14 protein-coding genes and 3 rRNA genes are annotated in these 24,570 nt (G+C 68.4%); 7 read left to right on the forward strand and 10 right to left on the reverse strand.

The features are described from left to right. Window positions 1–233 precede the first annotated feature (233 nt). The 7 genes from AC4BEG_RS03570 to AC4BEG_RS03600 all read right to left on the reverse strand — a co-directional run bounded on the left by AC4BEG_RS03570 (window position 234) and on the right by AC4BEG_RS03600 (window position 10,108). Complete coding sequence (locus AC4BEG_RS03570) at window positions 234–566, reverse strand: small basic family protein (protein WP_014058688.1); 333 nt, start codon at window positions 564–566, stop codon at window positions 234–236. Next, window positions 563–1,498, reverse strand: a complete 936-nt coding sequence (locus tag AC4BEG_RS03575) for a DUF881 domain-containing protein (protein WP_490704448.1) — start codon at window positions 1,496–1,498, stop codon at window positions 563–565. Before AC4BEG_RS03575 ends, AC4BEG_RS03570 begins: the two co-directional genes overlap by 4 nt. 116 nt (window positions 1,499–1,614) lie before the next feature. Continuing rightward, a complete protein-coding gene (locus AC4BEG_RS03580) occupies window positions 1,615–4,110 on the reverse strand; it encodes a sugar phosphate nucleotidyltransferase (RefSeq protein ID WP_490704449.1) in 2,496 nt (831 codons plus the stop codon). A 110-nt stretch (window positions 4,111–4,220) separates the two neighbouring features. After that, on the reverse strand, window positions 4,221–4,829 hold the full coding sequence (clsA, locus tag AC4BEG_RS03585; protein ID WP_490704450.1) for a cardiolipin synthase ClsA: 609 nt from the start codon (window positions 4,827–4,829) through the stop codon (window positions 4,221–4,223). Window positions 4,830–4,976: 147 nt separating this feature from the next. Then, window positions 4,977–5,093 (reverse strand): 5S ribosomal RNA (rrf, locus tag AC4BEG_RS03590). A 73-nt stretch (window positions 5,094–5,166) separates the two neighbouring features. Continuing rightward, a 23S ribosomal RNA gene (locus AC4BEG_RS03595) occupies window positions 5,167–8,291 on the reverse strand. Window positions 8,292–8,579: 288 nt separating this feature from the next. Continuing rightward, a 16S ribosomal RNA gene (locus AC4BEG_RS03600) occupies window positions 8,580–10,108 on the reverse strand. The 16S, 23S and 5S rRNA genes sit together here, the layout of an rRNA operon. Before the next feature lie 560 nt (window positions 10,109–10,668). Here AC4BEG_RS03600 and AC4BEG_RS03605 point away from each other — a divergent pair. Both AC4BEG_RS03605 and ptsP read left to right on the forward strand, forming a co-directional pair. Further along, entirely contained in the window at window positions 10,669–11,121 is a 453-nt protein-coding gene (locus tag AC4BEG_RS03605; protein ID WP_490704451.1) for a PTS sugar transporter subunit IIA, read from the forward strand. A 104-nt stretch (window positions 11,122–11,225) separates the two neighbouring features. After that, window positions 11,226–12,896: a phosphoenolpyruvate--protein phosphotransferase gene (ptsP, locus tag AC4BEG_RS03610; protein WP_490704452.1), complete on the forward strand. Its 1,671-nt coding sequence runs from the start codon at window positions 11,226–11,228 to the stop codon at window positions 12,894–12,896. A gap of 84 nt (window positions 12,897–12,980) precedes the next feature. Here the strand turns inward: ptsP and AC4BEG_RS03615 are convergent, their stop codons facing one another. Further along, window positions 12,981–13,937, reverse strand: coding sequence for a DUF8829 domain-containing protein (locus tag AC4BEG_RS03615; protein WP_490704453.1), 957 nt, complete (start codon window positions 13,935–13,937; stop codon window positions 12,981–12,983). A gap of 23 nt (window positions 13,938–13,960) precedes the next feature. Next, window positions 13,961–15,286: an MFS transporter gene (locus AC4BEG_RS03620; protein ID WP_490704454.1), complete on the reverse strand. Its 1,326-nt coding sequence runs from the start codon at window positions 15,284–15,286 to the stop codon at window positions 13,961–13,963. Window positions 15,287–15,372: 86 nt separating this feature from the next. Between AC4BEG_RS03620 and AC4BEG_RS03625 the strand changes: the two genes are divergently transcribed. Further along, the gene (locus AC4BEG_RS03625; protein WP_490704455.1) at window positions 15,373–16,692 is read left to right on the forward strand and encodes an aminotransferase class I/II-fold pyridoxal phosphate-dependent enzyme; all 1,320 of its coding nucleotides are present in this window, start codon (window positions 15,373–15,375) and stop codon (window positions 16,690–16,692) included. 132 nt (window positions 16,693–16,824) lie between these two features. On the opposite strand, the gene AC4BEG_RS03630 is transcribed toward AC4BEG_RS03625, so the two are convergent. Then, entirely contained in the window at window positions 16,825–18,843 is a 2,019-nt protein-coding gene (locus tag AC4BEG_RS03630) for an acetoacetate--CoA ligase (protein WP_490704456.1), read from the reverse strand. A 313-nt stretch (window positions 18,844–19,156) separates the two neighbouring features. Between AC4BEG_RS03630 and AC4BEG_RS03635 the strand changes: the two genes are divergently transcribed. The 4 genes from AC4BEG_RS03635 (at window position 19,157) to AC4BEG_RS03650 (ending at window position 24,273) form a co-directional block, all read left to right on the forward strand. Next, complete coding sequence (locus AC4BEG_RS03635) at window positions 19,157–21,640, forward strand: glycoside hydrolase family 31 protein (protein ID WP_490704457.1); 2,484 nt, start codon at window positions 19,157–19,159, stop codon at window positions 21,638–21,640. A 64-nt stretch (window positions 21,641–21,704) separates the two neighbouring features. Then, window positions 21,705–22,508 carry a M15 family metallopeptidase gene (locus tag AC4BEG_RS03640; RefSeq protein WP_490704458.1) on the forward strand — a complete coding sequence of 268 codons (804 nt, stop codon included), beginning with the start codon at window positions 21,705–21,707 and terminating at the stop codon, window positions 22,506–22,508. A gap of 125 nt (window positions 22,509–22,633) precedes the next feature. Next, the gene (locus AC4BEG_RS03645) at window positions 22,634–23,086 is read left to right on the forward strand and encodes a Zn-ribbon domain-containing OB-fold protein (protein ID WP_490704459.1); all 453 of its coding nucleotides are present in this window, start codon (window positions 22,634–22,636) and stop codon (window positions 23,084–23,086) included. Further along, window positions 23,083–24,273 (forward strand): lipid-transfer protein, encoded by a 1,191-nt coding sequence (locus AC4BEG_RS03650; RefSeq protein WP_490704460.1) that lies wholly within the window; start codon window positions 23,083–23,085, stop codon window positions 24,271–24,273. Before AC4BEG_RS03645 ends, AC4BEG_RS03650 begins: the two co-directional genes overlap by 4 nt. Window positions 24,274–24,570 lie beyond the last annotated feature (297 nt).

Genomic DNA, 24,570 nt, shown 5'->3' on the forward strand with positions numbered 1-24,570 from the left:
CGCGGACCTGGCCGACCGGTCCGGTCTGTCCGGCCGCTCGGACTGCCGCTGGGACGGCTGGGGCACGTGTTGCTGCCGGGGCTTACCGTTCCGCTCCGGCCGCTCGTCCTTCCCGGCCTCCGCCTCGGGACGCCCAGGCCGCTCGGGACGGGCGGAACGCTCCGGCGTACCGCGCTCCTCCGACCGCTCCGACCGCTCCGGCTTCTCAGGGGTGTCGTCAGTCGTCATCGGCCTCACGCCCGGAACACATGGCGCCGGATGGCGGCGGCGTTGGAGAAGATCCGGATACCGAGCACCACCACGACCCCCGTGGACAGCTGGGCGCCGACGCCCAGCTTGTCGCCCAGGAACACGATCAGGGCGGCCACCACCACATTGGAGAGGAACGAGACAACGAAGACCTTGTCATCGAAGATCCCGTCCAGCATCGCGCGGAAGCCACCGAACACCGCGTCGAGTGCCGCGACGACGGCGATCGGCAGATAGGGCTCGACCACCGTCGGCACCACGGGTCGGACCACAAGTCCGACCACGACTCCCACGATGAGGCCCAATACGGCGATCACGATGTGCCCTTCCCTGTGTCGGCGGTGTCGGCGCCACCCTTGCCTGCGCCCCCGGCTATCGGCTCTGCGGTACGTACGATCAGACTCGGCGCGGCCGGAAGCCGGACCTTGTCCTGGGCGGAAATGCTGGTGCGGATGTTGTAGTTCTCCTTGAGGACGTGGAGATACTGTCCGTCGGCACTGTCCTGGAAGCGGGTGCTCAGCCGCTGGCCGTCCCCCACCGCGAGCACCGTATACGGCGGCGCCAGCGGCTTGTTGTCGACCAGTATGGCGTCGCCCGCGGCCCTGATCGCCGACAGTGCGGTCAGCCGCTGTCCATTGATCGAGACGGCCTCGGCCCCCGCCTCCCACAGACCGTTGACCACGCGTTGCATATCGTGGTCGCGCACCCTCCCGGTGTCGGAGAAGTCGGCCCTCTCCCGCGGTCCCCCGCCGCTGCTCTCGGCGTGCTTGGCGTCATTGACGACCAGCTTCAGACCGGGACCGGTGACCTCGGTCGCCCCCGCGAGCAGTGCGACCAGATCGCCCCTGGCCCCGCCGTGCTTCTCCAGCGCCTGCCGCTGCTTCTCCCCGACCTCGCCGCGGAGCTTGTCCACGCTCTTGGCGAGCTCGTCCGCGTTCGAGTTCCCCCGCTCGATGCGGTCGATGAGTTCTCCCCGCTCCTTGGCCAGTGTGGGCGCCGATATCCGTGCTTCGGCGGCACCGATGGTCACCACGACCCCCACCAGGACCAGGCCGAGGGCCAGCCCCAGCTTGGCGCGCAGGGTCCGGGGCAGCCCCGACCGCCCAGTCTCCCCGCGCCGAGCGGCCGCCTCCGCGTAACCGTCGTCGAGGCTGTGGTCCATCACATTGGTCAGCAGCGACATCGACGCGTCGAGACGCGGGCGTGGGCTCGGCGTTTCTGTGCTCCGAACGGGGGGCTGCTGCGACATGCCGCACATCGTCGCACGTCGGGGGCGCCGTCACCCAATGGCCCCATCGGCGTGCCGGTTCCGGGGCCGGGAGGTGGCGCCCCGACGCGCACAAAAGCGCCGGAACGACCGCCGGGTCAGCGCCCCGCGCTGTCCACGACGCCGGACCACTCGTCCAGCAGGGCCTGCGCGGAAGCGTCGTCCGGGCCCTCCGCCCACAGATGGGTGACGGCCTCGGCCGGATCCGGGAGCACCATCACCCAGCGCCCATCGGTCTCCACGACGCGGACCCCGTCGGTGGTGTCCACGGAGCGGTCACCCGCGGCCTCCACCACATGCCGCATCACCAGACCCTTGACCGCCCATGGGGTGGCCAGATCACGACGCTGCACATGCGCCCGCGGAATCCTGGCGTCGATCTGACTCAACGTCAACTGGGTACGCGCCACCAGGCCGATCAGCCGGACGAAGGCCGCCGAGCCGTCGAAGACACTGCTGAACTCGGGAATGATGAAGCCACCACGGCCATCGCCGCCGAAAACGGTGGTCTCCGAGCGGGCGACCCGGGTGAGGTCGTCCGCGGCCGTGGTCGTCCACTCCACCTGGGTGCCGTGGTACGCCGCGACCTGCTCGGCGATACGGGTCGTGGTCACCGGAAGCGCCACCCGCCCGCTGCGCCGCTCGGCGGCCACCAGGTCCAGCATGACCAGCAGCGCCCGGTCGTCCTCCACGATGCGGCCCCGCTCGTCCACGAGCGAGAGCCGCTCGCCGACAGGGTCGAAACGCACCCCGAAGGCTGCGCGGGCCGAGGCGACGATCTCACCGAGCCGGGCCAGACCCGAGCGGCGGGCGTCCGCGGTCTCCGTGGGACGCGACTCATTGAGACCGGGGTTGATCGTCAGGGCGTCCACCCCCAGCCGGCCGAGCAGACTCGGGAGCACCAGACCGGCGCTTCCGTTCGAAGCGTCCACGACGACCTTGAGCCCGGACTCGGCGATCCCGCTGATATCCACGGCCCGCAACAGCGATCCGGTGTACGAGTCATAGACGCTCGACGGGAAGCTGAGGTCGCCGATCTCCCCGGGGAACGCCCGGCGGTACTCCTGACGTGCGTAGACCCGGTCCAGCTTCCGCTGGCGGGCCGCGGAAAGATCCGCGCCGCGTTCGTCAAAGAACATGATGTCGACCGAGTCCGGCACCCCGGGCGAGGTACGGATCATGATGCCGCCGGCGCTGCCGCGCGCGGTCTGCTGACGGGCCACCGGCAGCGGTACATTCTCCAGATCCCGCACATCGATGGCACTGGTCTGGAGGGCGGAGATCACGGCCCGCTTCAGGGCGCGCGCACCACGGGAGTGGTCACGTGCCGTGGTGACGGTGGATCCCTTCTTGAGGGTGGTGGCGTACGCCCCGGCGAGCCGCACGGCGAGCTCCGGGGTGATCTCCACATTCAGGATCCCGGAGACACCGCGGGTGCCGAACAGATGGGCCTGTCCGCGGGACTCCCAGATGACCGAGGTGTTGACGAACGCGCCCGCCTCGATGGTCTTGAACGGATAGACGCGCACATTGCCCTGGACGATCGACTCCTCGCCGATCAGGCATTCGTCCCCGATGACCGCGCCGTCCTCGATCCGGGCGGCACGCATGATGTCGGTGTTCTTTCCGATGACACAGCCACGCAGATTGCTCTGCTGGCCGACATACACGTTGTCGTGCACCACGGCCTTGTGAAGGAAGGCCCCGCTCTTCACGACGACGTTCGACCCCACGACGGTGTGCTCACGGATCTCGGCGTCCGCCTCGACCTTGGCGTAGTCCCCGATGTAGAGCGGGCCGCGGAGCACGGCGTCGGGATGGACCTCGGCACCTTCGGCGACCCAGACGCCGGGCGAGATCTCGAAGCCGTCGATTTCGACGTCGACCTTGCCCTCGAGGACATCGGCCTGCGCCTTCACATAGCTCTCATGGGTGCCGACGTCCTCCCAGTAGCCCTCGGCGACATAGCCGCAGATGAGCTTGCCCTCCTTCATGAGCTGCGGGAAGACATCGCCGGACCAGTCCACCGGGACATCGGGCTCGACGTAGTCGAAGACCTCCGGCTCCATGACGTAGATGCCGGTGTTGACCGTGTCGGAGAAGACCTGGCCCCAGGTGGGCTTCTCGAGGAAGCGCTCGACCTTTCCGCCCTCGTCGACGATGGTGATACCGAATTCAAGCGGATTGGGGACGCGGGTCAGGCAGACGGTGACGAGCGCGCCCTTTTCCTTGTGGAAATCGATCAGCTCGGTGAGGTCGAAATCAGTCAGAGCATCACCGGAGATGACCAGAAAGGCATCGTCCTTGAGTGCCTCCTCCGCGTTCTTGACACTGCCGGCGGTTCCGAGTGGCTTCTCCTCGTTGGCGTAGGTGAGCTCCATGCCGAGCTCCTCGCCATCACCGAAGTAGTTCTTCACCAGGGAGGCGAGGAACTGGACGGTCACCACGGTCTCGGACAGCCCATGCCGCTTCAGCAGCCGCAGCACATGCTCCATGATGGGCCGGTTCGCCACGGGCAGCAGCGGTTTGGGCATGGTCGAGGTCATCGGGCGCAGACGAGTTCCCTCGCCTCCCGCCATCACGACGGCCTTCATGTCGGAAGCGTCCTCCTTGAAGAGACGACGGTCATGCCGACCCTGCACGCCCGATGGCCCTGAAACGTGCTTCGGGCACCCGGCCTCAACAGGCTGCCGCTACGGCGAGCTCAGTCGGCCGCGGCGTCCGCCCTGACAAGTCGGCGGACCTGAACCACGTAGAGGACTCCTGCCCACCAATAGAGTGTTGTACCCCATCCGGCGAACGCCCATCCGAAAATTGCGGCGGTCGTGTGAAGCCAGCCGCTTCCATCACTCAGAAGGAGCAAGGGGAAGGCGTACATCAGGTTGAAGGTGGCCGCCTTACCGAGGAAGTTCACCTGCGGTGGCGGATAACCGTGGCGGCGGAGGATCCACACCATCACAAGCAGTACCAACTCCCGGGCGAGGAGTGCCGCGGTGAGCCAGATGGGCAGGATCTCGCGCCAGGTGAGGCCGACGAGTGTAGACAGAATGTAGAGGCGGTCGGCCGCCGGATCGAGGATCCGGCCAAGGCTGGAGATCTGGTTCCAGCGACGGGCCAACTTGCCGTCGAGATAGTCGCTCACACCGCTGAGCGCCAGGAGCAACAGGGCCCAGCCATCACTGTTGGGCCCGCCGAACTCGGGCCGGAGGATCAGCCACAGGAAAAGCGGCACGCCGACGAGGCGCGCGGCGCTGAGGATGTTCGGGATCGTGAGTACACGGTCCGTCTGAACGCGTGTCTCCTGAACCTCCACCCGGGAGCCTCCTGCGAGAACGTTCCGATGATGCCTCATGACCCTACCGGTAGGGACGGACCGCCCTCGCACCGGGGCGGGACGACAGAGACAACAAAAAGCCCCCGAAGGGAAATATTGTTCCCTTCGGGGGCTTTTGCAGAATTTGTTCGGCGGCGTCCTACTCTCCCACAGGGTCCCCCCTGCAGTACCATCGGCGCTGAAAGGCTTAGCTTCCGGGTTCGGAATGTAACCGGGCGTTTCCCTAACGCAATGACCACCGAAACACTATAAAGTTGAACCGGAAAATTCGACACGGTTCATTACTTCAGAACCAACACAGTGGACGCGAGCAACTGAGGACAAGCCCTCGGCCTATTAGTACCAGTCAACTCCACCGGTCACCCGGCTTCCATATCTGGCCTATCAACCCAGTCGTCTACTGGGAGCCTTACCCTCTCAAGGAGGTGGGAGCCCTCATCTCGAAGCAGGCTTCCCGCTTAGATGCTTTCAGCGGTTATCCCTCCCGAACGTAGCCAACCAGCCATGCCCTTGGCAGGACAACTGGCACACCAGAGGTTCGTCCGTCCCGGTCCTCTCGTACTAGGGACAGCCCTTCTCAAGACTCCTACGCGCACAGCGGATAGGGACCGAACTGTCTCACGACGTTCTAAACCCAGCTCGCGTACCGCTTTAATGGGCGAACAGCCCAACCCTTGGGACCGACTCCAGCCCCAGGATGCGACGAGCCGACATCGAGGTGCCAAACCATCCCGTCGATATGGACTCTTGGGGAAGATCAGCCTGTTATCCCCGGGGTACCTTTTATCCGTTGAGCGACGGCGCTTCCACAAGCCACCGCCGGATCACTAGTCCCGACTTTCGTCCCTGCTCGACCCGTCAGTCTCACAGTCAAGCTCCCTTGTGCACTTACACTCAACACCTGATTGCCAACCAGGCTGAGGGAACCTTTGGGCGCCTCCGTTACCCTTTAGGAGGCAACCGCCCCAGTTAAACTACCCACCAGACACTGTCCCTGATCCGGATCACGGACCCAGGTTAGACATCCAGCACGACCAGAGTGGTATTTCAACAACGACTCCACACTGACTGGCGTCAGCGCTTCACAGTCTCCCACCTATCCTACACAAGCCGAACCGAACACCAATATCAAGCTATAGTAAAGGTCCCGGGGTCTTTCCGTCCTGCTGCGCGAAACGAGCATCTTTACTCGTAATGCAATTTCACCGGGCCTATGGTTGAGACAGTCGAGAAGTCGTTACGCCATTCGTGCAGGTCGGAACTTACCCGACAAGGAATTTCGCTACCTTAGGATGGTTATAGTTACCACCGCCGTTTACTGGCGCTTAAGTTCTCAGCTTCGCCAACCCGAAGGTCGACTAACCGGTCCCCTTAACGTTCCAGCACCGGGCAGGCGTCAGTCCGTATACATTGCCTTACGGCTTCGCACGGACCTGTGTTTTTAGTAAACAGTCGCTTCTCGCTGGTCTCTGCGGCCACCACCAGCTCCGGAGGTAAACTCCATCACCAGCAATGGCCCCCCTTCTCCCGAAGTTACGGGGGCATTTTGCCGAGTTCCTTAACCATAGTTCACCCGAACGCCTCGGTATTCTCTACCTGACCACCTGAGTCGGTTTAGGGTACGGGCCGCCATGAAACTCGCTAGAGGCTTTTCTCGACAGCATAGGATCATCCACTTCACCACAATCGGCTCGGCATCAGGTCTCAGCCCTATATGTGCGACGGATTTACCTACCGCACGGCCTACACCCTTACCCCGGGACAACCACCGCCCGGGCTGGACTACCTTCCTGCGTCACCCCATCACTTACCTACTACCACCTAGGGTCAGCGGCTCCACCACTCCCCCTCACTCCGAAGAGATCAGAGGCGGCTTCACGGCCTTAGCATCAGAGGATTCGATATTGGGCGCTTCAAAGCGGGTACCGGAATATCAACCGGTTGTCCATCGACTACGCCTGTCGGCCTCGCCTTAGGTCCCGACTTACCCTGGGCAGATCAGCTTGACCCAGGAACCCTTAGTCAATCGGCGCACACGTTTCCCACGTGTGTATCGCTACTCATGCCTGCATTCTCACTCGTGAACCATCCACAACTCGCTTACACGGCTGCTTCACCCGGCACACGACGCTCCCCTACCCAACCCAGCCCCCGTTAGGGGTACATGCTGGATTGACACGACTTCGGCGGTATACTTGAGCCCCGCTACATTGTCGGCGCGGAATCACTTGACCAGTGAGCTATTACGCACTCTTTCAAGGATGGCTGCTTCTAAGCCAACCTCCTGGTTGTCTCTGCGACTCCACATCCTTTCCCACTTAGCATACGCTTAGGGGCCTTAGTCGATGCTCTGGGCTGTTTCCCTCTCGACCATGGAGCTTATCCCCCACAGTCTCACTGCCGCGCTCTCACTTACCGGCATTCGGAGTTTGGCTAAGGTCAGTAACCCGGTAGGGCCCATCGCCTATCCAGTGCTCTACCTCCGGCAAGAAACACACGACGCTGCACCTAAATGCATTTCGGGGAGAACCAGCTATCACGGAGTTTGATTGGCCTTTCACCCCTAACCACAGGTCATCCCCCAGGTTTTCAACCCTGGTGGGTTCGGTCCTCCACGAAGTCTTACCTCCGCTTCAACCTGCCCATGGCTAGATCACTCCGCTTCGGGTCTTGAGCGTGCTACTCAACCGCCCTATTCGGACTCGCTTTCGCTACGGCTTCCCCACACGGGTTAACCTCGCAACACACCGCAAACTCGCAGGCTCATTCTTCAAAAGGCACGCAGTCACGACCGTGCTCCGAAGAACACGGCGACGCTCCCACGGCTTGTAGGCACACGGTTTCAGGTACTATTTCACTCCGCTCCCGCGGTACTTTTCACCATTCCCTCACGGTACTATCCGCTATCGGTCACCAGGGAATATTTAGGCTTAGCGGGTGGTCCCGCCAGATTCACACGGGATTTCTCGGGCCCCGTGCTACTTGGGTGGTTCTCAAGCAAGTTGCCGACATTTCAGCTACGGGGGTCTTACCCTCTACGCCGGGCCTTTCGCATGCCCTTCGCCTACATCAACAATTTCTGACTCACCGACCGGCCGGCAGACCGATCAAGAGAACTCCCACAACCCCGCATGCGCAACCCCTGCCGGGTATCACACACATACGGTTTGGCCTCATCCAGTTTCGCTCGCCACTACTCCCGGAATCACGGTTGTTTTCTCTTCCTGCGGGTACTGAGATGTTTCACTTCCCCGCGTTCCCTCCACACTGCCTATGTGTTCAGCAGCGGGTGACAGCCCATGACGACTGCCGGGTTTCCCCATTCGGACACCCCCGGATCAAAGCTCGGTTGACAGCTCCCCGGGGCCTATCGCGGCCTCCCACGTCCTTCATCGGTTCCTGGTGCCAAGGCATCCACCGTGCGCCCTTAAAAACTTGGCCACAGATGCTCGCGTCCACTGTGCAGTTCTCAAATAACGACCCGTGACCCGTCACCCACACCACACGGCATGGAACACCGGGACCGGCCGAAGGACAAACCCATACGAGTCCGTACCCTCAGACACCCAACAGCGTGCCCGACACCGCCCCGTCAGCTTGACCCCGCGTTCCACGCCCCCGAAGAGGCAGTACTAGCAGACAGCTTCCGAAACAATGCCGAGTAGTCAACGTTCCACCCATGAGCAACCGTGCAAGACACTTGCTTGCAGTCGGCTATGTGCTCCTTAGAAAGGAGGTGATCCAGCCGCACCTTCCGGTACGGCTACCTTGTTACGACTTCGTCCCAATCGCCAGTCCCACCTTCGACGATTCCCTCCCACAAGGGGTTGGGCCACCGGCTTCGGGTGTTACCGACTTTCGTGACGTGACGGGCGGTGTGTACAAGGCCCGGGAACGTATTCACCGCAGCAATGCTGATCTGCGATTACTAGCGACTCCGACTTCATGGGGTCGAGTTGCAGACCCCAATCCGAACTGAGACCGGCTTTTTGAGATTCGCTCCACCTCGCGGCTTCGCAGCTCATTGTACCGGCCATTGTAGCACGTGTGCAGCCCAAGACATAAGGGGCATGATGACTTGACGTCGTCCCCACCTTCCTCCGAGTTGACCCCGGCAGTCTCCTGTGAGTCCCCATCACCCCGAAGGGCATGCTGGCAACACAGAACAAGGGTTGCGCTCGTTGCGGGACTTAACCCAACATCTCACGACACGAGCTGACGACAGCCATGCACCACCTGTACACCGACCACAAGGGGGCACCCATCTCTGGATGTTTCCGGTGTATGTCAAGCCTTGGTAAGGTTCTTCGCGTTGCGTCGAATTAAGCCACATGCTCCGCCGCTTGTGCGGGCCCCCGTCAATTCCTTTGAGTTTTAGCCTTGCGGCCGTACTCCCCAGGCGGGGAACTTAATGCGTTAGCTGCGGCACGGACAACGTGGAATGTCGCCCACACCTAGTTCCCAACGTTTACGGCGTGGACTACCAGGGTATCTAATCCTGTTCGCTCCCCACGCTTTCGCTCCTCAGCGTCAGTATCGGCCCAGAGATCCGCCTTCGCCACCGGTGTTCCTCCTGATATCTGCGCATTTCACCGCTACACCAGGAATTCCGATCTCCCCTACCGAACTCTAGCCTGCCCGTATCGAATGCAGACCCGGGGTTAAGCCCCGGGCTTTCACATCCGACGCGACAAGCCGCCTACGAGCTCTTTACGCCCAATAATTCCGGACAACGCTCGCGCCCTACGTATTACCGCGGCTGCTGGCACGTAGTTAGCCGGCGCTTCTTCTGCAGGTACCGTCACTTGCGCTTCTTCCCTGCTGAAAGAGGTTTACAACCCGAAGGCCGTCATCCCTCACGCGGCGTCGCTGCATCAGGCTTTCGCCCATTGTGCAATATTCCCCACTGCTGCCTCCCGTAGGAGTCTGGGCCGTGTCTCAGTCCCAGTGTGGCCGGTCGCCCTCTCAGGCCGGCTACCCGTCGTCGCCTTGGTAGGCCATCACCCCACCAACAAGCTGATAGGCCGCGGGCTCATCCTGCACCGCCGGAGCTTTCCACCACCAGACCATGCGGTCGGTGGTCATATCCGGTATTAGACCCCGTTTCCAGGGCTTGTCCCAGAGTGCAGGGCAGATTGCCCACGTGTTACTCACCCGTTCGCCACTAATCCCCGGCCGAAACCGGTTCATCGTTCGACTTGCATGTGTTAAGCACGCCGCCAGCGTTCGTCCTGAGCCAGGATCAAACTCTCCGTGAATGCTTCCGGGATATCCCGGCAACACTGCACGAGAGCGGAACCACCGGAGGAATAGTCCGATGGTTCACAGCGTCCTCGCTGTGTGTTTTTCAAAGGAACCTCGTCCACGAGTGGACGGGGTATCAACATATCTGGCGTTGACTTTTGGCACGCTGTTGAGTTCTCAAGGAACGGACGCTTCCTTCGAAACCGTTTCACCGGTTTCTCCGGGCGCTTCCCTTCGGTGTTTCACACGCTATCAGACCATTTCCGTGTCTCGAACCGGTGTCCCTCGCACGGCATGCGAAAGCGGATCCGAGAATTGGATCTAGTAACTGAAGGTGCCGCCCTTGACCTGGACGCGCTCGCAGTTGACTGCGATGCTTCATCCGGTGGGCAGGCATACGACAGTACAGGTCCCCGCACAGCCATGGCAAATCGATTCGTCGCCCCCGGACGCTCTCCGGCATGCGCCGCGCGTGCGGAATCCAAAGTTCCTATGACTTACGCTTCTGCGCAGTGCGCTGTCCGGTACAGGCGGTGACGGCGCGTGATGAATCTTCGCCCCTGGGAGGCTTCCCATGACCACCGTGACGTCCCCCCTCGCCGGGCGTGCGATCGGTCTCGCTGCGGTCCCCGACCCGGTGTTCTCCGGCGCCATGGTCGGTCCGGGTACAGCGGTCGATCCGGTGCTGGAACCGTGCGTGGCCGTGGCCCCGGTCGACGGCATCGTCGTCTCCCTGCACCCGCACGCGTTTGTGGTCGTGGACGTCGAGGGGCACGGTGTGCTCACCCACCTGGGGATCGACACGGTGCAGCTGAACGGTGAGGGCTTCGAGGTGCTCATCAACAAGGGGGACACCGTCCGGCGCGGGGACGCGATCGTGCGCTGGGACCCGAACGTCGCCGTGGCCGCGGGGAAGTCGCCGATCTGTCCCGTTGTGGCCCTGGAGGCCGCCGCGGACAACCTGGCCGCCGTCAGCGACGGCGACACTGAGGTGAAGACGGGCGACGCACTCTTCACATGGACCTGAGCCGGATGTGAGCCCGGCGCCGGCGGGGCCGGACCGGGCGCGATCGCGGCGAGTACGACATCCACCATGGCGGGGTTCCGCCGTATCGACCGGGGACGGGTGACATGGAGACAACGCTGCGAGGCGTCGGTGTGAGCCACGGGGTGGCGATCGGCCAGGTGCGGCACATGGGCACGGCGGTGCTGGAACCGCCGGCCAAGCAGATTCCGGCCGACGACGCACCGCGTGAGCAGGGTCGTGCCCGTCAGGCCGTCGAGGCCGTGTCCGCCGATCTGATCGCGCGCGGCAATCTGGCGGGCGGCGAGGCGCAGGCCGTGCTCGAGGCGCAGGCCATGATGGCGCAGGACCCCGAGCTGATGGCCGATGTCGAGCGGCGTATCGCGGTGGGCAGCACGGCCGAGCGCGCGGTCTACGACGCGTTCGCCGCGTACCGGGCGCTGCTGGCGGGGGCCGGTGAGTATCTGGCGGGCCGGGTGGCCGACCTGGATGACGTACGGAATCGGATCGTGGCGCGGTTGCTGGGTGTGCCGATGCCGGGGGTGCCGGACAGCGATGAGCCGTATGTGCTGATCGCCCGTGATCTGGCACCGGCGGACACCGCGCTGCTCGACCCGACGCTGGTCCTGGGCTTTGTCACCGAGGAGGGCGGGCCGACCAGCCACAGCGCGATCCTCGCCCGCGCCCTGGGAGTTCCGGCCGTGGTCGCGCTGCCGGGTGCCGGGGAGCTGATCGAGGGCACCGTGATCGCCGTGGACGGCAGTACGGGTGAGATCTTCGTGGCGCCGAACGAGGAGAAGCGGGCCGAGCTGACCCGGGCGGCCGAGGAGCGCCGGGCCGCGCTGGCCGCGTCCTCCGGTCCGGGCGCGACGTCCGACGGCCACAAGGTGCCGTTGCTGGCGAATGTGGGGGGTCCGGCGGATGTGCCGGCGGCGGTCGAGGCGGGTGCGGAGGGGGTGGGGCTGTTCCGTACCGAGTTCCTGTTCCTGGACGACAGCGCCAAGGCGCCGTCGGAGGAGAAGCAGACCGAGGCGTACCGGCAGGTACTGGAGGCGTTCCCCGAGGGCCGTGTGGTGGTACGGGTGCTGGACGCGGGCGCGGACAAGCCGCTGGACTTCCTCACCCCCGCCGAAGAGCCCAACCCGGCACTGGGCGTACGCGGTCTGCGCACCCTGCTGGACCACCCGGATGTGCTGCGCACCCAGCTGACGGCACTGGCCAAGGCGGCCGAGGGACTACCGGTCTATCTCGAGGTGATGGCCCCGATGGTGGCCGACCGGACCGACGCGAAGGCATTCGCCGACGCCTGCCGCCAGGCGGGCCTTCAGGCCAAGTTCGGCGCGATGGTGGAGATCCCCTCCGCCGCCCTGCGAGCACGCTCGATCCTCCAGGAGGTCGAGTTCCTCTCGCTGGGCACCAACGATCTCGCGCAGTACACCTTCGCCGCCGACCGCCAGGTCGGCGCCGTCTCCCGGCTCCAGGACCCCTGGCAGCCCGCACTCCTGGACCTGGTCGCGGCATCCGCCGAAGCCGCCAGGGCCGAAGGCAAGAGCTGCGGCGTATGCGGCGAAGCCGCCGCCGACCCGCTGCTGGCCTGCGTCCTGACCGGCCTGGGCGTCACCAGCCTCTCCATGGGCGCCGCATCCCTCCCCTACGTACGCGCCACCCTCGCCAAACACACCCTCGCCCAGTGCGAACGCGCCGCCGCCGCAGCACGCGCCGCCGACACCGCCGAGGACGCCCGCCGCGCCGCGCAGGCGGTGCTGTCCGGCGAATGAGCCGGAGGGCCGCGCAACCCGGGTGTCACCAGGGCCCGTTCCCCGCCGCGACAATCGCGGCGGGGAACGGGCCTTGTGCTGTGATCACCCCTCCTCGGGCCGGGTGTCCTCGGCGGGCCGGGTGAGTGGGATGCCCGCCCGGTACTCGACGCCGTGCTCCGGCGGGATCGGCTCGCCGGTCTCCGCGTCGGTGCAGTACGCGGTGAACACCTCCGCCTCGCTCAGCGGCCGGAGCCAGCCGTCGTGCAGTGCCCAGCCGCGCACCCGGTCCCGCGCCCCGGGCAGGGAGCTGCGCAGCACGATGCCCCCTGGGCTCCGGGTGGCGATGCCGCAGGCCAGCACGGTGCGGAAGACCTGGGCGCCGGGCTCGGCCGCGCGCGCCGGGCGCTCTCCCCGCGCCTCGGCGTGCACCACCGCGATCAACGAGGTGCCGCCCGCCGGGACGCTGCACACCAGATGGTGCACACCGGGCCCCGCCGCCTCCAGCACCGCGCGCAGCGCGGCGGCGGCACGCTCGGCCGCCGCGCCGGCGATGCCGTCACCGGCGCCCGCCCGGGAGAGCAGGGCCGTGGCGTACTCCAGGGTGGCCCGCTCCTCGGCCGCGCCGATCAGGCGCGGCACCAGACGGTCCATCGGCTCTCCGTCGTAGGTCACGGTGCCGCCCGCGGCGGCCGTCTCCGCCGTGTAACGGGTGCGGGCGGCGGGGGTGTCGGGGTCGAGCCGGGCGTCCGCGCAGAACTCCGCGTAGCCGTCCGGGTCGAAGAGGGCGACCGCCGTGTGTACGCCCTGTGCGGCGAGCGCGCGCAGCAGCCCCTCCATCTGCCGCAGATAGTGGGTGTGGTCGTCGAAGGTGAACGACGCATAGCGCCGCATGGCCGTGAAGTCCCGCTCGTCCGCCAACAGCGCCACGGTGCTGGGCACTTCTCTCCGCAGGGCCCGCCGCGCGGTGAGCCGCTTCGTCCTCCCCCGGCCGCCGCCGGGCCCGGCCCGGTGCCTGCCCCGTCCGCTCCGCTTCCTGCCGCCGTGCCTGGTGTGCGCCATGACTCCCCCTCAGCGCCCGTGGGTCAATGCTCACTCACCGTAACCGGGGCCACTGACAACGCTCCGTCGCCGCGGTCGCGGACCAGGTGGCGCTGGGCGCCGCACATCGCGGCCAGCCCGGCGCCGAAGCCGAGCCAGCCGAGGGGGCCCGCGGCGATCGCGGCAGTCACCGCGAAGGGGCCCACGCTGCGCTGCACGGCCTGGGCCAGACCGTGCACTCCGAGGTAGGCGCCCTGTGCGCCGGGCGGGGCGAGGGCGACGGACAGCTCCCAGGAGATCGTGGCGTGCAGCATCTCCGCGACGGTGAAGGCGGTCGCGGCGAGCACCAGCGCGGCGACCGCGAGCCAGGTCGCGCCGACGGTCGAGGCGGCCAGCGCGGCGCCGCCGAGGAGGAAGGCGCCCGCCAGCGGCCACAGTGTGGCGCGGGCGGTGTGCGGGGTGGCCCCGAACCGCGCCAGCGGGACCTGGAAGAGCACCACGAGCACGTTGTTGAGGACCAGCAGCAGGGGCACCAGCTCATGGGGTGCGTTGGTGGCGGTCGCGGCCCACAGCGGCAGGCCGATCTTGAAGACGGAGTCATCGAGGAAGAGGACGGCCTCGGTGGCGGTGAAGGTGAGATAGCCGCGATCGCGCCAGGGGTTGGGGGGTGCGGCGGCGGGTGCGGTCCGCCGCGGCGTCTGGTGCTTGTTCTGTTCGCTTCGAGGGTCGGACGAGGCCACGACGCGTGTGGCCGAGGGCGGTTCGGCGCAGCCGAAGGTGATCAGGGCGGCGGCGACGAAGGAGAGGGCGTCGCCGATGAGGAGCCAGCGGTAGACGGCGAGGGAGCCACCGGTGAGCGCCGCGGCCGCGATGAGTCCGCCGACGGCCCAGCCGGTGTTGGCGGCGGTGCGGTTGATGGCCTGGTAGCGGGCGCGGTCGGAGCCCGCGACACGGGTCGCGTAGAGCTTGGTGAGGACGGCGGAGGCGCGGTCACCGACGCTGCCCAGGGAGGCGATGGCGAGCAGCAGGCGCAGATCGGTGGTGCTGAGGAGGGCCAGCGAGGCGACGGCGCGCACGAGTTGGACGGCGATCAGCAACGGGCGCAGCGGGACGCGATCGGCGAGCACGCCGCCGAGGGGCGGTCCCGCGATGCCGACGGCGCCGGACACGCCGAGCAGCAGGCCGATTTCGGTGGTGGTGAGCCCGGCGGCGTAGGTGAAGTAGAGGGCGGCGGTGGCGCCCCACAGTCCCGAGCCGACCCGGTCGACGAAGCTGACGACCAGCATCCGGCGGCCGTCCCGGCCACCGGGGATGCGCTTGCCGAGCGGGATGCGCTCGGCGGGTGCGGTGCGCCTCCATGGCTTGCTCACCTGGTTTCCCCCTGATGCGAGTTGACCCGTACTCACGCGGTTGCACGAGTTGACACGTTATTTTGTGTTGGTACAGAATATTTTCTGTGGCGACACAATATGAGATCACTGGCACCACGGCCAAGGGAATCGCCTCATCGATCGAACAGGGCGTCATGGACGGGGCGTTGGCGCCCGGCACCGCGCTGCCTCCGGTGCGCCGCCTGGCCGAGCGGCTCGGCGTCAGTCCCGGCACGGTCGCGACGACCTACAAGGAGCTGCGCCGCCGCGGGATCGTGATGACGCACGGGCGGGGCGGCACGGTGATCGCCGAGGCTCCCGCGGTCGCCTCACGCCGTCCGCCGCCGGTGCCCGACGGAGTGCTCGATCTGGCGGGCGGTCATCCCGATCCCGCGTTCCTGCCCGCCGCGCTGCCGTCCGCGCGGCTCTCCCCCGGCATCCGGTCGCACCGCGCCCGGCCCCGGCTGGCCGGACTGGAAGAGCTGGCCGGCGCCTGGTACGAGCGTGACGGCGTACCGAGCGAGCACATCACCTTCGCCCAGGGCGCGCTGGACTGCATCGCGCGGCTGCTGTCGGTCGAGCTCACCCCCGGTGACGCGGTAGCCATGGAGGACCCCGGCTATCACCATCTGCTCGATCTGGTCCCGGCGTTGGGGCTGCGCACCGTGCCGGTGGCGGTGGACGACGAGGGGATTCGGCCCGACGCGCTACGGGCGGCACTGCGCTCGGGGGTGCGCGCCGTCGTATGCAGTCCGCGCTCGCAGAATCCGTACGGCGGCTGGTTCACGGAGGAGCGCCGGGCGGCGCTGCTCGAGGTGCTGGACGGCGCGCCCGAGGTGCTGGTCATCGAGGACGACCACGCCGCGGACATCGCCGGGGTGCCGCTGCACAGCCTGACCACCGGGGGGCTGGCGCGCTGGGCCCAGGTGCGTACGGTCTCCAAGCACCTGGGAACGGATCTGCGCTGGGGCGCGCTCGCCTGCGACCGGACGACGCTGGCACGCCACGACGGACGGCTGCTGCTGACCTCGGGCTGGGTCAGCCATGTCCTCCAGGAGACGGTGACCCGGCTGATGACCGACCCGGAGACCCGGGCCCTGGTCGACAGCGCGCGCACCGCCTGCGCGCTGCGGCGCGAGGCCCTGCTCACCGAGCTGTCGGCCCGTGGGATCGCCGCGCACGGAGCCAGCGGCATGAATGTGTGGGTGCCGGTCCGGGACGAGGCGGCCGTGGTCAACGGGCTGCGGACACACGGCTGGTGGGTGGCCGCGGGGGCCCGGTTCCGGCTGGCGTCCGCGCCGGGCGTACGGATCACGACGGCGGGTCTCGCGGCCGCCGACGCGGGGCCGCTGGCGGCGGATCTGGCGGCGGTGCTGGGTGAGTCACAGGTGACGTACGGCGGATAGATCCGCCGTACGCCACTCCTGTCCGCCGTACGTCTGCCCCTGTCCGCCGTACGCCACCCTGCCCGCCGTACGTCGCCCCTGACCGCCGTACGTCGCCCTGTCCTGTCGGGCCGGCCGCCGGGAACGCGGTTGTCAGCCGGTCTGTGTCCGCTTCTCCCGGGCCAGCCGCTCGTAGAAGTGCAGCAGTTCCGCGTTGTCCACCGAGCCGGGGTTGACCGCCTTGTCCATCGGGGTGCCCTGGAGGAGGCGCTTGACCGGGACCTCGATGCGCTTGCCGGTGAGGGTGTGCGGTACGCCCGGCACCTCGATGATCTCGTCGGGGACATGGCGCGGGGAGAGGTTCTCACGGATCGTCCGCTTGATGCGGTCGCGCAGCCCCTCGTCCAGCGTCGCCCCCGGCGCGAGATGGACGAACAGCGGCATCCAGTAGCCGCCGTCGGGCTGCTCGACACCGATCACCAGGGACTCGCGGATCTCGGGCAGCCGCTCGACCGCCTCGTAGATGTCGGCCGAACCCATCCGCACGCCCTGCCGGTTGAGCGTGGAGTCCGAGCGGCCGTGGATGACCACGGTGCCGCGGTCGGTGAGGGTGATCCAGTCCCCGTGCCGCCAGGCGCCGGGGAACATCTCGAAGTAACTGTCGCGGTAGCGGCTGCCGTCGGGGTCGTTCCAGAAGCGCACCGGCATCGACGGCATGGGCTGGGCGACGATCAGCTCGCCGACCTCGTCGACCACCGGCTTGCCCTGTGCGTCCCACGCCTGGAGGTCGGTGCCCAGGCTCGGGGCCTGGAGTTCACCGATGTACACCGGGAGGGTGGGTACGGCCCCGGCGAAGCAGCTGCACACATCGGTGCCACCGCTGACCGAGGCGATCCACATGTCCTCCGCCACCTCGTCGTGGATCCAGCGGAAACCGTCGGGCGGCAGCGGGGATCCGGTGGTGGCGACGCACTGCACACGCGAGAGGTCGAAGTCGCGGCCCGGGTGGACCCCGGCCTTGCGGCAGGCCATGACGTACGCGGCGGAGGTGCCGTAGAGCGTGGTGCCGGTGCGCTCGGCCACCCGCCACTGGGCGGCGGTGTCCGGGTAGCCGGGGCTGCCGTCGTAGAGGACCACCGTGGCGCCCACCAGCAGGCCGGACACCAGGAAGTTCCACATCATCCAGCCGGTGGAGGTGTACCAGAAGAAGCGGTCGGCGGGCCCGAGGTCGCAGTGCAGGCCCACCTGCTTGAGGTGCTCCAGCAGGATGCCGCCCTGGGACTGCACGATCGCCTTGGGCAGTCCGGTGGTGCCGGAGGAGTAGAGCACCCACAGCGGATGGTCGAAGGGCAGCGGTGCGAAGACCGGCTCGACCGCTTCGCTCACCACCGCGTCCCAGTCGAGCGCGCCCTCGGGGGCCGGGGTGCCCAGCAGCGGGATGTGCACGACGGCGCGCAGGGTGGGCAGCTCGCGGCGCAACTCGGCCACGGTCTCGGCGCGGTCGTGTGTCTTGCCGCCGTAGCGGTAGCCGTCGACCGTGAACAGGACCACCGGCTCGACCTGCTGGAAGCGGTCCAGAACACTGCGGGCGCCGAAGTCGGGGGCGCAGGAGGTCCATACGGCCCCGACGGCGGCGGTGGCGAGGAGGGCGATCGTGGCCTGGGGGATGTTGGGGAGATAACCGCTGACCCGGTCACCGGGGCGTACGCCGAGGCGGCGCAGCTCGGCGGCGACCGCGCCGACCTGGCCGCGCAGCTCCGCCCAGGTCATGGGGGTGACCTCCTGCGTCTCGTCGACGTGGAGAAGGGCGGGGGCGTCGGCACGGGCCGGGTCCTCCCCCGCGCGCAGCGCATGCTCGGCGTAGTTGAGGGTGGCGCCGGGGAACCAGCGGGCGCCGGGCATGGCGGGGTCCGCGAGCACCGTCTCGTACGGGGTGGTGAAGCGCACCTCGAACCACTCGGCGACGGCCGCCCAGAAGGTCGCCAGCTCCGCCACGGACCAGCGGTGCAGCGTGGCGTAGCTCGCGGCCGGGTCGTCCGGGGTCGCGGCGGGCGCGCCGTGCCGCTCGGCGGCCCAGGTGTGGAAGCGGGTCAGCTGGGACCGGGCGATCCGGTCCGCTCCGGGCTGCCACAGGGGCCTGGGCAGAGGTTCGGAGTGCGCTGAGGTGTTCATGTGTGTCGGCTCCCGGGCTGTCGGCGTGGGCCACGCTGCCCACGTCGTCCGCGTCAACTGTGCGACGGCGTCGTGGCGGTCTGGTCTGGTCTGGTCTGGTCCGGTCTGATTCGTGCAGGCGATGTGTACGGTGTGTACGCTCTGTGCGATCTGGGTCGGCTCGTCGGTGTCCGTGCAGGACGATGCCATGTGATCGATCTCCGCACCAGGGGCGCCACTCCACATCCGGCCGGGAAGGAGTGTGGCCGGACCACGGGTGAACGGCAGTTGAACTGTGGTCTGCACCGGCTCCGTCAGTGGCAGGGTGAGCAGTATGGATGCGCGTGACCTGGTGCGGTCGGGGAAGCTGGTTCGGTCGGTGAAGGCGGTCGGTACGGCGCGGGGGCTGCGGTCTCTGCGGGCGGCGTGGCTGCGGCGGCGTTCGGACGCGGCGGGGCTGCCGCGGCGGGGCCCGGAGCTGGCCCGGGTGCCGGGTGTGGTGACCGGGGCGGATCCGCAGCCCGGCGGCGGCATGGTGCGGTTCGCGCGGTCGTCGCTGCGGGTGCGGGTGACGACGGGCGGCGCGGTGTTCTGCGGCTGGGACGGGGCGACGCCGGAACCGTCGTACGCGCTGGTCCGGGGCTGCCCGGAGGTGGATGACCGGGCGGTGCTGGAACCGGACACGGTCGGCGGCTGGCGGGTGGTGTCCGAGCGGGTCACGGTGGCGGTCTCCCGGCTGGGCGCGGTGGAGGTGCGGACGCCGGGCGGGGTGCTGCTCCGCCGCGATCTTCCGCCGCGCTGGTGGGAACCGGCCGCCGCAGTGGCCGGATCGGCACAGGAGGACTCGGCACAGGAGGATTCGGCACAGCAGGAGCGGGACGGGGGCGGGCCCGACGGGGAGCGGCCGCTCGGCGAGGGCGCCCGCTGGCAGCAGCGGTCCGAGGTGGCGGCGGACGCCCGGTTCTTCGGGCTCGGCGGGCGGTCGTCGGGGCCACGGCTGCGGGACGGCCGGTACCGGCTGTGGAACACCGACCCGGGGGGCGCCTTCCGGCCGGGTGACGATCCGCTCTCGCTCACCGTGCCGTTGCAGCTGGTGGTGGCGGACGCGGGCACCCATCTGGTGTTCCACGACAACTCGTGGGACGGCTCGGTCACCCTGCGGGAGGGTGAGGAGGGCCAGGGTTCCGGCCATGACCGTCCGGGCGGCTGCTGGACGCGGATGGAGGGCGGCCCGCTGCGCTACTGGGTGATCGTGGGCACCCCGGCGCGGGTGATGCACAGCTGGGCGTCGCTGACCGGCGCCCCGGCGGTCCCGCCCGCCTGGGCGCTCGGCCATCAGCACGCCCGGTGGGGCTTCGGCGACGCGGACGAGGTACGCCGGGTGGTGGCCGGCTACCGGGAGCGCGGGCTGCCGCTGTCCGCGCTGCATCTGGACATCGACCACTACGCGGGGAACCGGGTGTTCACGGTGGACACCGAGCGCTTCCCCGATCTGCCCGGTCTCGCCGCCGAGCTGCGGGGCGAGGGCGTACGGCTGGTGTCGATCGTCGATCCGGCGGTGAAGGCGGAGCCGGGTGACGCGGTGTACGACAGCGGCTCGGCGGCCGATGTGTTCGTACGCGACGCCCTGGGCCTGGAGGTGCGCGGTGAGGTGTGGCCGGGTGAGTCGGTGTTCCCGGACTTCACCGATCCGCGGGTGCGCAAATGGTGGGGCGCGCTGTACGCGGAGCGGCTGGCGCAGGGGTTCTCCGGGGTGTGGCACGACATGAACGAGCCGGTGTCGTTCGGCGCCTTCGGCGGGACGACGCTGCCGCGCTCGGCCCGGCACACGCTGGAGGGCCGCGGTGGCGACCACCGGGAGGCGCACAACGTCTACGGTCTGACCATGGCACGGGCCGGTTACGAAGGTCTGCGCGAACTGCGGCCGGAGGAGCGGCCGTTCCTCTTCTCACGCTCCGGCTGGGCGGGGTTGCAGCGCTACGGGGGCAGTTGGTCGGGGGACGTGGCCACCGGCTGGCCGGGGCTGCGTGCCTCGCTGGCCCTGGTGCTGGGGCTCGGTCTGTCGGGTGTGCCGTACTCGGGGCCGGACATCGGCGGGTTCACCGGCTCTCCGTCGCCCGAGCTGTATCTGCGCTGGTTCCAGCTGGGCGCGTATCTGCCGCTGTTCCGCACGCATTCGGCCATTTCGGCGGGGCGCCGGGAGCCGTGGGAGTTCGGGCCGCGGGTCCTTCGGTTCGCGACGGCGGCGCTGGCCGAACGGCAGCGGCTGCACCCGTACTTCCTGACCCTCGCCCAGCTGGCGGGGCGTACCGGTGCGCCCTATGTGCGGCCGGTGTGGTGGCGCACACCCAAGGACCGGGCGCTGCGCGACTGTGACGACGCCTTTCTGCTGGGGGACGCGCTGCTGGTGGCGCCGGTGCTGGAGGAGGGGGCGGAGCAGCGTACGGTGCGGTTGCCACGCGGCCGCTGGTACGACACGGTGACCGGGGTGGCGTACGAGGGGCCGGGCAAGGCGGTGCTGGATGCCCCGTTGTCGCGGATCCCGGTGCTGGCACGGGCGGGCTCCGTGGTGCCGGTGGCGGGTGCCGACGGCGGGGTGGAGCTGGAGGTGTGGACACCGTGTCCGGGGCGCAAGGGCGGCGGCGGGGTGCTGGTCGAGGACCGGGGCGACGGCTGGGAGAAGACCGAGGTGGTGCGGTTCTCCACCCGGCTGCGCGCGGGCGAGGTGCGCGTGGAGCGGGAGGACGGGGCCGAGGTGGTCCATCCGGTGCGGGTACGCGGCCACGCACCTCGGAGCGGGGGCCGGGGGCGCCACTGAGCGCTCAACGGGGCGCGCGGCGGCCGGGGTTGTCCGGGGCGTGGGCGGCTGGTAGAGGATGGCCATGCCGAAATGTGCTGCCGCGCTGCGCGCCCTCGCCCTGCCCCTCGCCGCCCTGATGGCCCTGGCCTCCTCCGGCCCGGCGCGGGCGAAACCCGATCCGAAGGCCCCCGAGGAGTTCGTGGCGCTGAGTGATGTGGATCCGACGATCCTCCAGGAGATCCGGTATCTCACACCGCACAACTTCACCGGTGATCCGGTCGACGGCTATCGCCGCCCGATGTGCATCCTGACCCGTCCGGCGGCCGAGGCGCTCCACCGGGCGCAGACACGGCTGCTGAAGCGCGGTGACACGCTGAAGGTGTACGACTGCTACCGCCCGCAGCGCGCCGTGGACAACTTCGTGGAGTGGGCGAAGGACCTCGACGACCAGCGGATGAAGGGTGAGTTCTATCCGCGGGTCGACAAGACCCGGTTGTTCGAGGACGGTTATATCGCCGAGAAGTCCGGGCACAGCCGGGGCAGCACGCTGGATCTGACGATCGTGAAGCTGCCCGCGAAGCCCACCCGGCCGTATGAGCCCGGCGAGCAGCTCACGCCCTGTTACGGGCCGCGGAAGGAGCGGTTCCCGGACAACTCGGTGGACATGGGCACCGGATACGACTGCTTCGACACCCTCTCGCACACCATGGATCCGCGGATCACCGGGACCCAGCGGGCGAACCGGATGCTGCTGAAGAACACCATGGAGAAGCTGGGCTTCGTCAATCTGGCCGAGGAGTGGTGGCACTACACCTACAAGCCGGAGCTGTTCCCGGACACCTACTTCGACTTCCCGGTGGCGCGCCGGTCGCTGACCGGCCACTGACCGGCCGCCGACGGTCCCGGTCTCTTCCGGCACGTGACGCGTCCGAGGTTCCCCGTGGCACACTTCTGACGTACCGTCAGTTCGAGTTGCACCACTGTCCACTGGACCGTCTGCCGGGAGGGGCCGTGTCCCATACCCGAACACCGGTGGTCACGGGGTGGTTCACCCCGGACGACACCACCGCATTCCGGCTGCTGGGCACCCGCTGCCGCCGGTGCCGCACCGTGTACTTCCCGCGCGAGGACGCCTTCTGCCGCGCCCCCGGCTGTCCGGGCACCGCACTGGACGAGGTGCCGCTGTCCCCGCGGGGCCGGATCTGGTCGTACACCGACGGCCGCTACCGGCCGCCCGCCCCGTATCCCTCGGACCCCGACCGCCCCTGGCAGCCGTACACCCTGATCGCCGTGGAGCTCGCGGCCGAGGGGATGGTGGTGCTGGGACAGGGCGCGCCCGGGGTGACCGTGGCCGATCTGGCCGTGGGCATGGAGGTCGAGGTGGTACCCGGGGTGCTGGCCGAGGAGGACGGGCGGACCCTGACCACCTGGCACTGGCGGCCGGTTCCCGAGGAGGCGTCATGACGGGCGATGTGGCGGTGCTGGGCGCCGGAATGCACCCATGGGGCAAATGGGGCCGTGACTTCACCGAGTACGGGACGGCGGCCGCCCGCGCCGCGCTCGAGGACGCCGGACTCGAGTGGTCCGCGATCCAGTCCGTGGTCGGGGCGAACACCCTGCGCTGCGGCTATCCCGGACAGGTGGCGGGCGCGACCTTCGCCCGTGCGCTTGGCTGGCAGGGCGCCAAGGTCACCAGTGTGTACGCGGCGTGTGCGTCCGGTGCGCGGGCGATCGACACCGCCCGCGCCCAGATCCTGTCCGGGATGGCGGACACCGTTCTGGTGGTGGGCGCGGACGCGGCGCCCAAGGGCTTCTTCGCACCCGCGGGCGGTGAGCGCCCCGATGACCCGGACTGGCTGCGCTTCCGGGTGCTGGGCGCCACCAACCCCGCCTATTTCGGGCTGTGGGCACGCCGCCGGATGGCGGTGTACGGCGATACGCCCGAGGACTTCGCACGGGTCAAGGTGAAGAACGCGGCCGCCGGGGCCCTCAACCGTTACGCCCGCTACCGCTCCCCCGTGACCGCCGAGGAGGTGGCCGCGTCCGCGGTGGTCGCCGATCCGCTGCGGCTGCTGGACATCTGTGCCACCTCCGACGGGGCGGCGGCGCTGGTGCTCGGCAGCATGGAGACGGCGCGGCGGCGCGGGGCACGGCGGCCGGTGCGGATCCGCGCGGTGTCGTCGGTCTCGCCGCGCTATCCGCGGACCGCGCTCGATCTGCCGGACATCGCCACCGACTCCGCTCCGACGGCCGGCCCGGGACCCGATCCGTTCCGTCCGTCCATCGCGCGGGCGGCCTACGAGGAGGCCGGGCTCGGTCCGGAGGATCTGTCGCTGGCCGAGGTGTACGACCTGTCCACGGCACTGGAGTTGGAGTGGTACGAGGACCTGGGGCTGTGCGGCACCGGGGAGGGGGCGAAGCTGCTGCGCGAGGGGGTCACGGCGCTGGGCGGACGGATCCCGGTCAATCCCAGCGGCGGTCTCGCGTCCTTCGGGGAGGCGGTCCCGGCCCAGGCCATCGCCCAGGTGTGTGAGCTCACCTGGCAGTTGCGCGGCACCGCGGGAGACCGCCAGGTGGCGGAGGCGCGCGCCGGAATCACCGCGAACCAGGGGCTGTTCGGGCACGGCTCGTCGGTGATCGCGGTGTGCTGAGGGACCGTGGGGCGCAGGCGTCCGGCGTCCGGCCGTGACGGACACCGTTGCCGTTCATCACCTTGACGCCACATGGCCTCGGAGCAACACTTCTGCGGTGTCCGTCGGCGTCGCCGCGCGCAGGCTCCACCACGCTCACCCCCCATGGGCGATTCCGATGCATCCGCACGCTCGAAACGACCCAGCACGGAGGACCGGGGCACCGCGTCCCGGGCGAGGTCCTAGGCCCTGTCCTGCCGATCTTCGCGGGCCCGCGACGCCTGGCACCGCGCCTCGCCGCGTTGTCGGGATCTTCCG

The organism is Streptomyces sp. JLBJ103, from assembly GCF_058215575.1.

Bases quoted from the DNA above. Each gene is read 5' to 3' on its own strand.
- AC4BEG_RS03575 (WP_490704448.1), bottom strand. From the start codon at position 1,498: ATGTCGCAGCAGCCCCCCGTTCGGAGCACAGAAACGCCGAGCCCACGC.
- AC4BEG_RS03580 (WP_490704449.1), bottom strand. From the start codon at position 4,110: ATGAAGGCCGTCGTGATGGCGGGAGGCGAGGGAACTCGTCTGCGCCCG.
- AC4BEG_RS03605 (WP_490704451.1), top strand. From the start codon at position 10,669: ATGACCACCGTGACGTCCCCCCTCGCCGGGCGTGCGATCGGTCTCGCT.
- ptsP (WP_490704452.1), top strand. From the start codon at position 11,226: ATGGAGACAACGCTGCGAGGCGTCGGTGTGAGCCACGGGGTGGCGATC.
- AC4BEG_RS03615 (WP_490704453.1), bottom strand. From the start codon at position 13,937: ATGGCGCACACCAGGCACGGCGGCAGGAAGCGGAGCGGACGGGGCAGG.
- AC4BEG_RS03630 (WP_490704456.1), bottom strand. From the start codon at position 18,843: ATGAACACCTCAGCGCACTCCGAACCTCTGCCCAGGCCCCTGTGGCAG.
- AC4BEG_RS03635 (WP_490704457.1), top strand. From the start codon at position 19,157: ATGGATGCGCGTGACCTGGTGCGGTCGGGGAAGCTGGTTCGGTCGGTG.
- AC4BEG_RS03640 (WP_490704458.1), top strand. From the start codon at position 21,705: ATGCCGAAATGTGCTGCCGCGCTGCGCGCCCTCGCCCTGCCCCTCGCC.
- AC4BEG_RS03650 (WP_490704460.1), top strand. From the start codon at position 23,083: ATGACGGGCGATGTGGCGGTGCTGGGCGCCGGAATGCACCCATGGGGC.